Here is a 7,664-nt window from a genome sequence, read left to right on the forward strand (position 1 = left end):
CTTAACAAGCTGATTGCCTTAGACCAAGTCGGTGTGTATGTTTTGACTAAGACAGATCTGGCAAAAGCTTTTCCGCACGAAAAGGAAAAGGCGTTAGAAAAGTCGTTGCAACGCCTGGTTGCCGACGGTGTCTTGCAGCGGGTGGCGAGAGGCGTCTATCTTAACCCAATGGCACGGTCAAAAAAAGGTTGGGTAATTGAGGATATCGCGGCAGTCCTGCGACGTGGACATTACTCCTACCTCACTATGGAATCGATGCTTTCGGAATACGGTTTAATTTCCCAGGTTCCAATCAGTCGTCTTACGCTCATGACTACCGGTGCGAGCGGCCTTCACGAAACGCCCTACGGCACAATTGAATTTACTCATACCAAACGYCAGACTGCGGAACTGATTCGGCGCACGGTTTCTCATAAGGGGCRCCCATTACGCGTCGCCACCAAAGAAGCCGCCATTGCAGACCTATTGCGTGTGGGACGTAATACGAACATGCTTGATCGGGGCGCGATGAAAGAGCTTAATGAGGTATGCGATCACGAACGGCGTGGGAGATTCTGACTACGCCAATCTCGGCCGGTTGTTGCTGCCTCCCACCTCAAGTATCCTTCGCGAAGAGCTTGGGCGTCTGCTAAAGCATGATGTGGCGGCCATGCCGATGAGTATGTCAGCACCTCACCTAGCTTGTACGCCGAGTGTCTGAAGATCTTGTGATCGATGAGCTCGTAACCGCACAGGTTGTCTGGCCGAGGACCTAGAAATGAGGCCTCTAGAAGTTGTCGGTCAGTTTCGAAATCGTAGAGCACCGTCGTAGCCTCAGGTAGCATTCGGAACCATTCGTGCAAGCGGCTTGATAATTCAGCGGCCGTGCACGTGGCATGCGTTTCGCGGCCAAGCAGCGGAATTACTTCGCTTGAATCGCCACGACCATTGTAGACACTCCTGAGCCATAATTTAGGCAAAGGAGAAATCATGAGTGGGAAGCGTTACACGGAGGAATTTAAGATCGCTGCGGTCAAGCAGGTTATTGATCGCGGGCACCCAGCAGCCGAGGTCGCTGAGCGGCTTGGCGTTAGCATCCACAGCATCTATGCATGGACAAAGCGGTATGGCGTGCCCGAAGTTGAACGCAAGGCCCAGGACGCCCAGTCCGACGAGATGCGGCGACTGAAGGCCGAGTTGAAACGCGTTACCGAGGAGCGCGACATCTTGAAAAAGGCCGCGGTGTACTTTGCCAAGACGTCCGGGTAAGGTACGCCTTCATTCAGGAAGTACAGGACGAATTTCCGGTGCGACGCTTGTGCAAGATGATGGGTGTTCATCCCAGCGGGTTCTATGCGTGGTGCGTTCAGCCTGAAAGTAAGCGAGCCAAGGAAGACAAGCGCCTGCTCGGTCACATTAAGCAGTCATGGCTGGAAAGCGGCGCGGTCTATGGCTACCGCAAGGTATCCGACGACCTGCGCGATCTCGGAGAGCTATGTGGCATCAATCGTGTTCACCGCATCATGCGCTCAGTGGGCTTACGTTCGCAGACCGGATACGGCAAGCGMAAGTGGAAAGGCGGCGGCATGCCGTCGGTGGTGGCGCCGAATCATCTGCAACGGCAATTTGACGTGCTTGAGCCAAACCGGGTCTGGGTGACGGACATTACCTACATTCGAACCCATGAAGGCTGGCTATACCTGGCCGTCGTACTCGATCTGTTTTCACGCCAGGTTGTCGGGTGGTCGATGAGTTCACGGATTGATACGGAGTTGGCGATGAATGCGCTGCTGATGGCTGTTTGGCGACGCAAGCCGACCGATCCTGTGATGGTTCATTCCGATCAGGGCTCGCAGTTCACCAGCAAGGACTGGCGTGATTTCTTGACAGAGCATCGACTAGAGCCAAGCATGAGCCGGCGCGGAAACTGTCACGACAATGCGGTCGCTGAAAGCTTCTTCCAGCTTCTAAAGCGCGAGCGCATCAAGCGCAAGACCTATGCAACCAGGGACGACGCCAGGCAGGACATCTTCGACTACATCGAGATGTTCTACAATCCGAAACGCCGTCACGGATTTAATGACAGGCTTTCGCCAGCAGAGTTTGAGCGAAGGCATTTTGAACGGCTCGCGGGTGTCTAGCAGACTCGTGGCGATTCAGATGAAGATTCGCATAGCCGATCTATAGTACACGGTTGGTGCGAACTGTTTACAGTTGGCACAAATCGGGGGAGACGCGGATCTCTAAGAAGCCCGTAGTTGCAGGCTTCTCCAGTTGTTTACGTAGTTGTTTACGTGCCAAGGTACACACAACAGGTCTGATCCGGAACTTTCAATAGCAAAAAGCCCCGTAACTTCGCGTTACGGGGCTTTTTTCATTCAGAACCCAAGGCCAGACCCAAGTGGCTGCCACGATGTGGCAGCCACTGGCTTTACGCCTGTGGTTTGGCGATCACCTTGATCTCGAACTGGAAACCATACAGCCAGGTCACGCCGACGGCCGTCACCGTGGGGTGAGGCGCGCCGCCCCAATAATCCTGCACCACGCTCCAGATCCGTTCGAATGTCGATTGCGGATCGACCATGAACACCGTCACGTCAACCACATCGTCGAACGAACTGTTGGCGGCGCCCAGGATCGCGTTCAGGTTCTGGAAAGCCAGCCGGACCTGGGCTTCCAGATCCGGCTCGGGCGAGCCGTCTTCGCGGCTGCCGACCTGGCCGGAAACGAACAGGAATCCATTCGAGCGCACCGCCGGGGAATAGCGGTTCTTTTCATACAGCGCCTGGCGGCCGGGTGGAAAAACAACATCGCGTTGTGTCATTGCAGCTCTCCATTAGTTTGCATATCCAAACTGTAGCCATGCTGCTCCAACCAATAAATAGGTAAGCCCCACCAGCACTGTTTGTATAATCCAAACAATGGACCGATTCGATGCGATGAAGGCTTTCGTGCGCGTGGTGGAAACCGGCAGCTTTACCAAGGCGGCCGACACCCTGCACATGAGCCGAGCCACGGTAACACAGCTGGTGCAGCAGCTGGAAGCGCGGTTGCGCGTGAAGCTGCTCAATCGCACCACGCGCCAGGTCAACGTCACTGCGGACGGCAACGCCTATTACGAGCGCATCGTGCCCTTGCTGGCAGAGCTGGACGATGTGGAAACCGGCCTGCCGGGCGCATCATCGCTGCCCAAAGGCTTGCTGCGCGTGGACGTGCCCAGCCCGCTTGCCAGCATGATCCTGGTGCCCGCCTTGCCCGACTTTTATGCCCGCTATCCCGACCTGCAGCTCGACCTTGGCGTGAGCGACCGCATGGTGGACCTGATTGGCGAAAACGTGGATTGCGTCCTGCGCGGTGGCGAGCTCAGCGACCAGTCACTGATGGCGCGCAAAGTGGCGGACTTGCCACTCGGCGTCTACGCAGCGCCGGCCTATCTGGCGCAAGCCGGTACGCCGGTGCATCCAGCCGAACTGGAAAATGAAAGGCACCGCATCGTCAGCTTCAACTGGTCGCCCGCCGGAAAGGGTTTTCCCTACGAACTATCACGCGATGGCGAACGCATAAAAGTGCAAAGCCGCCACGCGCTGGCCATCGATGATGGCAACGCTTACCTCGCCGCCGGTTTGGCGGGCTTGGGCGTGCTATGGCTGCCCGACTACATGGCGCGAAAGTACGCGGCAAGTGGCGAACTGGTGCGGCTGTTTGCCGACTGGCGCATCGATCCGATGCCGCTCTACCTTGCTTTCCCCGCCAACCGCCACATCAGCAAAAAGCTGCGCGTGTTTATCGATTGGGTGGTGGCGCTGATGGGGCAGCACGCATATCGATAGAACGGGCAATACGGCGCTGCGTGATTTCCAGAATCCGGTCGGAAAATTCCGGATCATCGAGCATGCGCGCAACCGTCAGCGCGCCGACCATATTGGTGATCAGGCTGAGCGCCACGTCGCTGCGTTCTTCGCCATCGTGCTCCAGCATGAAGGGTGAGACTGTTTCGATAATCTTCTTGAAGTTATTGGTCGCCACATGCCGCGTTTCCCCGGCTGCGCGCACCAGTTCGCTGCCCATGGCCGCCAGCGGACAGCCATCTTCCATATTGTCGCGATAGTCCTTCGTCATGTAGTCATGGAAGACGCTCAGCATTGCCTTGGCGCCTTGGTCAGCGGCAGCCTTGGAATCCCTCAGCAGATTCTTATCGGACGCGGACATCGCCTCGGTAACCAGCTGATCTTTAGAGCTGAAGTGGCGATAAAACCCGCCATGGCTCAGCCCAGCCGTCGCCATGATCTGCGCCACTCCGGTGGCCTCGATACCCTGTTTCCGGAATGCCCTGGCTGCGATCTCGACGATTCGCTTCCGGGTTTCTGCGGTTTCCACTTTCGATTTCTTCATGCGCTGCTCCTGCTGATCATGGCTACATCATAGCCATTCTATTTTTTAGTGCAAGGCCATCATCTATCCTTTGACTTTTTAGATTGCGAGTCCTATTATTAGCCAGGTTAGTGAAATGTCGTCATCTAAAATTAAGGACTCATGACCATGGACAAGCGCCTATTGATACTGGCTTTAGGAATGTTTGCGCTGGGGACGGACAGCTTTGTGGTTGCCGGTGTGTTACCCGAAATCTCGCATGCCTTCAACGTCAATGCCGGTCTGGCTGGACAGCTGACCACGGTGTACGCCATCGCCTACGCCCTGCTGTCGCCGACCATCGCGGCGCTGGCCGCCTCGGTGCCACGGAAAAAACTGATGCTGTCCGGTCTGGCCACCTTCATCGTCGCCAACCTGGTGACTGCCGTGGCGCCAAACTTCACTGTCGCCCTGCTATCGCGTGCCTTGGCTGGACTGGGCGCCGCTATGTACGCGCCAACTGCCACCGGCACCGGCGCCATGATTGTGAAGCCTGAACAGCGCGGCCAGGCGCTGACCATCATCGTCGCCGGACTGACTGCTGCGACCGCACTGGGCTCGCCCATGGGCACCGTCATCGGCGGCCTGGGTGATTGGCGCTGGACCATGGTGTTCGTCTCGGCAGTCGGTCTGATCGCTGCGACGGGCATCTCCATTCTGCTGAAAGACATTCCGATGCCGCCGAAAGTGAGCCTGTCGGCGCGCCTTGCACCGTTGAGTGACGCGCGGGTCGGCCTGGTGCTGATCACCACGCTGCTGGCCATGGCCGGCAATTTCGTGATCTACACCTACTTCTCCGTGGTCTTCGATCGCATTCTGACCAGCACCGCTTTGTTTGGTGCGCTGCTGGTACTGTGGGGCGCTGGCGGAACGGTGACCAATGTGGCCTTGTCTCGTCTGCTGGATAAATTCGGCCCACGCTGGGTGCTGATCGGCATGCTCTCCGTGCTCGTCGTCGACATGGCGCTGCTGCCATTGGCAAGCGGCCATCTGTGGTCGGCGGTGATTGCTATCGGTGTGTGGGGCGTGGCGGGATGGGGCATCATCGGCCCGCAGCAATATCGCCTGGTGAACATCGCCCCAACCATTGCACCTGTGGTCCTTGGGCTCAACACCGCAGCAACCTATCTTGGCGTGACGGCGGCAGGCGTGCTGGGCGCCGCAGGTCTGCATGTTTTGGGCGGACACAATCTCGGCTACTTCGCAGTCGTGCTGTTCGCGTTGACCATCGTGACGTCGGAGCTGGCGGCGCGCCGCATTGAGGGCGATGACCTCGATGCGGCCAACGCCGTGCCGTCAAAGTAAGCCTTGTAATCGTTGGTGAAATCCAAACGCTGCGTCCGAGCGGGATGGCTCTGCAAGCGTGAATGTGTTGGACATAATCAGATCCGCCGATCTTCTCCCGGGTCGTAACGGCCGACCGTTTCCAAAAAAAGGATCAACACATGAAGCTTAAAGAAGTTCGCCGGATCGCGGCAGCTGTCGCTATTGCGTTCGTTGCTGCGGCGCTGCCGGCCTCACCAACCTTCGCAGCTGCCCCGCAGCCAGGCTATGCCAAGGAGAGCCGTGAACTCATCACCAAGGACAACTCCGTCCTCATCCTGATCGACCACCAGCCGCAAACCATCTTCGGCATCGCCTCGCACGACCGCCAGACGATCATCAACAACGTCGAAGCGCTGGCCAAAACCGCCAAGGCCTTCGGTATTCCGACCATCCTGACCACGGTGGCTGCCAATACATTCACCGGCCCGCTGATCCCCGAAATCCGCAAGGTGTTCCCGGACCAGGAAGTGTATGACCGCACTTCGTTGAACGCATGGGCCGACAAGCGCATCGTCGATGCCGTGAAGAAGACCGGCCGCAAGAAGCTGATCTTCGCCGGCACCTGGACGGAGCTGTGCCTGGCCCTGCCGGTGCTCTCCGCAATTGAAGCGGGCTATGAAGTCTACTTCGTGGCCGATGCCTCCGGCGGCTCCAGCGTCGAAGCACACCAGCTGGGTATTCAGCGTATGGTGCAAGCGGGCGCACGCCCAATGACCTGGATCGGCGTGATCTCCGAACTGCAATACGACTGGAGCAACCAGGCGACCTATGACGCCGTCACCAAGATCGTGACGGAGCATGGCGGTTCGTGGGGCGTCGGCATCAACTACAGCCGCTCGCTGCGCAAGTAATCAGGCATGACCGCCTTCATCCCAGATCGAAGGCGGTTACTTTGGGCAGTTCCGCCGCGAGAAAATCGACGAAGGAACGCACTGCCGGCAGGCGGCCTTTGCGATAGGGGATCAGTGCCGAGATACGCGCCTCCGATGCGATCCAGCCCGGCAGGATGTGGCGCAAGGTCCCCTTCTCCAATTCGTCGCGGCAGATATAACCCGGCAGGGCGGCCACGCCGACATTGGAGCAGGCTGCCTCTTTCAGGGAAATCAGATTATTGCTCTGGAAGCGCGGTGTGAACGCCACGGTCTGCTGGCGTCCGTTCGGCCCGTGCATTTTCCATTGCGGCGGTCCTTTGCGGACAATCGACACAATGCTGTGCAAGCCAAGGCACTCCGGATCGTCCGGCTCCGAATGCCGTTCCAGGTACCCAGGCCCCGCGAACAGGCACCAGGGCGCTTCGGCGATGGGACGCTGCACCAGTTCCGAATCCTGCAGGCGCGAGCCGTGGCCGCGCAGCGCGAGGTCGAAGCCCTCGCCGACGATGTCCACCAGCCGGTCGGTGGCATTCTCCTGAATGGTGACTTTGGGGTGCAGGCTCAGAAAACGCGGCAAGGCTTCCCGCAAAAGATACTGCGAGATCTCCACCGGTGACGTGATGCGGATAATACCGCTCGGCTCCGCCAGCCGCTGGCGCATCGCTTCCTCCGCGCAGTGCGAACTTTCCAGCAACGTCAACGCGTGCTGGTAAAACTCCGCACCCACTTCGGTCACGCCGAACTGCCGCGAGGTACGGTTCAGCAGGCGCACGCCCAGCGACGATTCCAGTTCCTTGATGCGATGACTGAGCGTGGACTTGTGCAGGCCGAGGGCCTCGCTCGCGGCGGTGAATCCACCTCGGTCAACGACCTGCACAAAGAAAAACACATCCTTCAAGTCCAACATTGCCTTGTCCTGGGGTTCGCTTGGGGTTTGAATGGTAACGCAAACATATGACATGTCATCGTTTGTATTTGTCGAACGCTGCGTCCAATCCACTTTACTTCTCAAACGATATGAGGCCGCTAAGATTGCTCAGATATGGAAACCAGAACGATTGGCGGCCTGCCGGAATG

8 protein-coding genes are annotated in these 7,664 nt (G+C 58.1%); 5 read left to right on the forward strand and 3 right to left on the reverse strand.

Going from position 1 to position 7,664, the window contains the following annotated elements; genetic code table 11:
• Together abiEi and AB4Z11_RS20570 are read left to right on the forward strand one after the other, a co-directional pair.
• The coding region (gene abiEi / locus AB4Z11_RS20565) for a type IV toxin-antitoxin system AbiEi family antitoxin (RefSeq protein ID WP_442027322.1) at nt 1-558 on the forward strand (558 nt) is incomplete at its 5' end.
• 411 nt (nt 559-969) lie between these two features.
• A protein-coding gene (locus AB4Z11_RS20570; RefSeq protein ID WP_442027324.1) for an IS3 family transposase occupies nt 970-2,120 on the forward strand; the annotation gives its coding sequence in 2 pieces (ribosomal slippage) (nt 970-1,216 and nt 1,216-2,120; 1,152 coding nt in all).
• A 290-nt stretch (nt 2,121-2,410) separates the two neighbouring features.
• On the opposite strand, the gene AB4Z11_RS20575 is transcribed toward AB4Z11_RS20570, so the two are convergent.
• The gene (locus AB4Z11_RS20575) at nt 2,411-2,803 is read right to left on the reverse strand and encodes a RidA family protein (RefSeq protein ID WP_442027325.1); all 393 of its coding nucleotides are present in this window, start codon (nt 2,801-2,803) and stop codon (nt 2,411-2,413) included.
• Between the two features lie 97 nt (nt 2,804-2,900).
• Here AB4Z11_RS20575 and AB4Z11_RS20580 point away from each other — a divergent pair, with 97 nt between their 5' ends.
• Nucleotides 2,901-3,809: a LysR family transcriptional regulator gene (locus tag AB4Z11_RS20580; RefSeq protein WP_442027327.1), complete on the forward strand. Its 909-nt coding sequence runs from the start codon at nt 2,901-2,903 to the stop codon at nt 3,807-3,809.
• Here the strand turns inward: AB4Z11_RS20580 and AB4Z11_RS20585 are convergent.
• Nucleotides 3,763-4,371 carry a TetR/AcrR family transcriptional regulator gene (locus AB4Z11_RS20585; protein ID WP_442027329.1) on the reverse strand — a complete coding sequence of 203 codons (609 nt, stop codon included), beginning with the start codon at nt 4,369-4,371 and terminating at the stop codon, nt 3,763-3,765. The genes AB4Z11_RS20580 and AB4Z11_RS20585 overlap by 47 nt on opposite strands.
• 147 nt (nt 4,372-4,518) lie before the next feature.
• On the opposite strand from AB4Z11_RS20585, the gene AB4Z11_RS20590 reads away from it, so the two are divergent.
• Nucleotides 4,519-5,694: an MFS transporter gene (locus AB4Z11_RS20590; RefSeq protein WP_442027330.1), complete on the forward strand. Its 1,176-nt coding sequence runs from the start codon at nt 4,519-4,521 to the stop codon at nt 5,692-5,694.
• Between the two features lie 140 nt (nt 5,695-5,834).
• Nucleotides 5,835-6,566 (forward strand): hydrolase, encoded by a 732-nt coding sequence (locus tag AB4Z11_RS20595; protein WP_442027331.1) that lies wholly within the window; start codon nt 5,835-5,837, stop codon nt 6,564-6,566.
• 16 nt (nt 6,567-6,582) lie between these two features.
• On the opposite strand, the gene AB4Z11_RS20600 is transcribed toward AB4Z11_RS20595, so the two are convergent.
• The gene (locus tag AB4Z11_RS20600) at nt 6,583-7,494 is read right to left on the reverse strand and encodes a LysR substrate-binding domain-containing protein (protein ID WP_442027332.1); all 912 of its coding nucleotides are present in this window, start codon (nt 7,492-7,494) and stop codon (nt 6,583-6,585) included.
• Nucleotides 7,495-7,664: the final 170 nt, after the last annotated feature.

This window comes from Pseudoduganella sp. RAF53_2, assembly GCF_052113985.1.
GTDB lineage: Bacteria > Pseudomonadota > Gammaproteobacteria > Burkholderiales > Burkholderiaceae_D > Rugamonas.

Bases quoted from the DNA above. Each gene is read 5' to 3' on its own strand.
- AB4Z11_RS20595 (WP_442027331.1), top strand. From the start codon at position 5,835: ATGAAGCTTAAAGAAGTTCGCCGGATCGCGGCAGCTGTCGCTATTGCG.
- AB4Z11_RS20580 (WP_442027327.1), top strand. From the start codon at position 2,901: ATGGACCGATTCGATGCGATGAAGGCTTTCGTGCGCGTGGTGGAAACC.
- AB4Z11_RS20575 (WP_442027325.1), bottom strand. From the start codon at position 2,803: ATGACACAACGCGATGTTGTTTTTCCACCCGGCCGCCAGGCGCTGTAT.
- AB4Z11_RS20600 (WP_442027332.1), bottom strand. From the start codon at position 7,494: ATGTTGGACTTGAAGGATGTGTTTTTCTTTGTGCAGGTCGTTGACCGA.
- AB4Z11_RS20585 (WP_442027329.1), bottom strand. From the start codon at position 4,371: ATGAAGAAATCGAAAGTGGAAACCGCAGAAACCCGGAAGCGAATCGTC.
- AB4Z11_RS20590 (WP_442027330.1), top strand. From the start codon at position 4,519: ATGGACAAGCGCCTATTGATACTGGCTTTAGGAATGTTTGCGCTGGGG.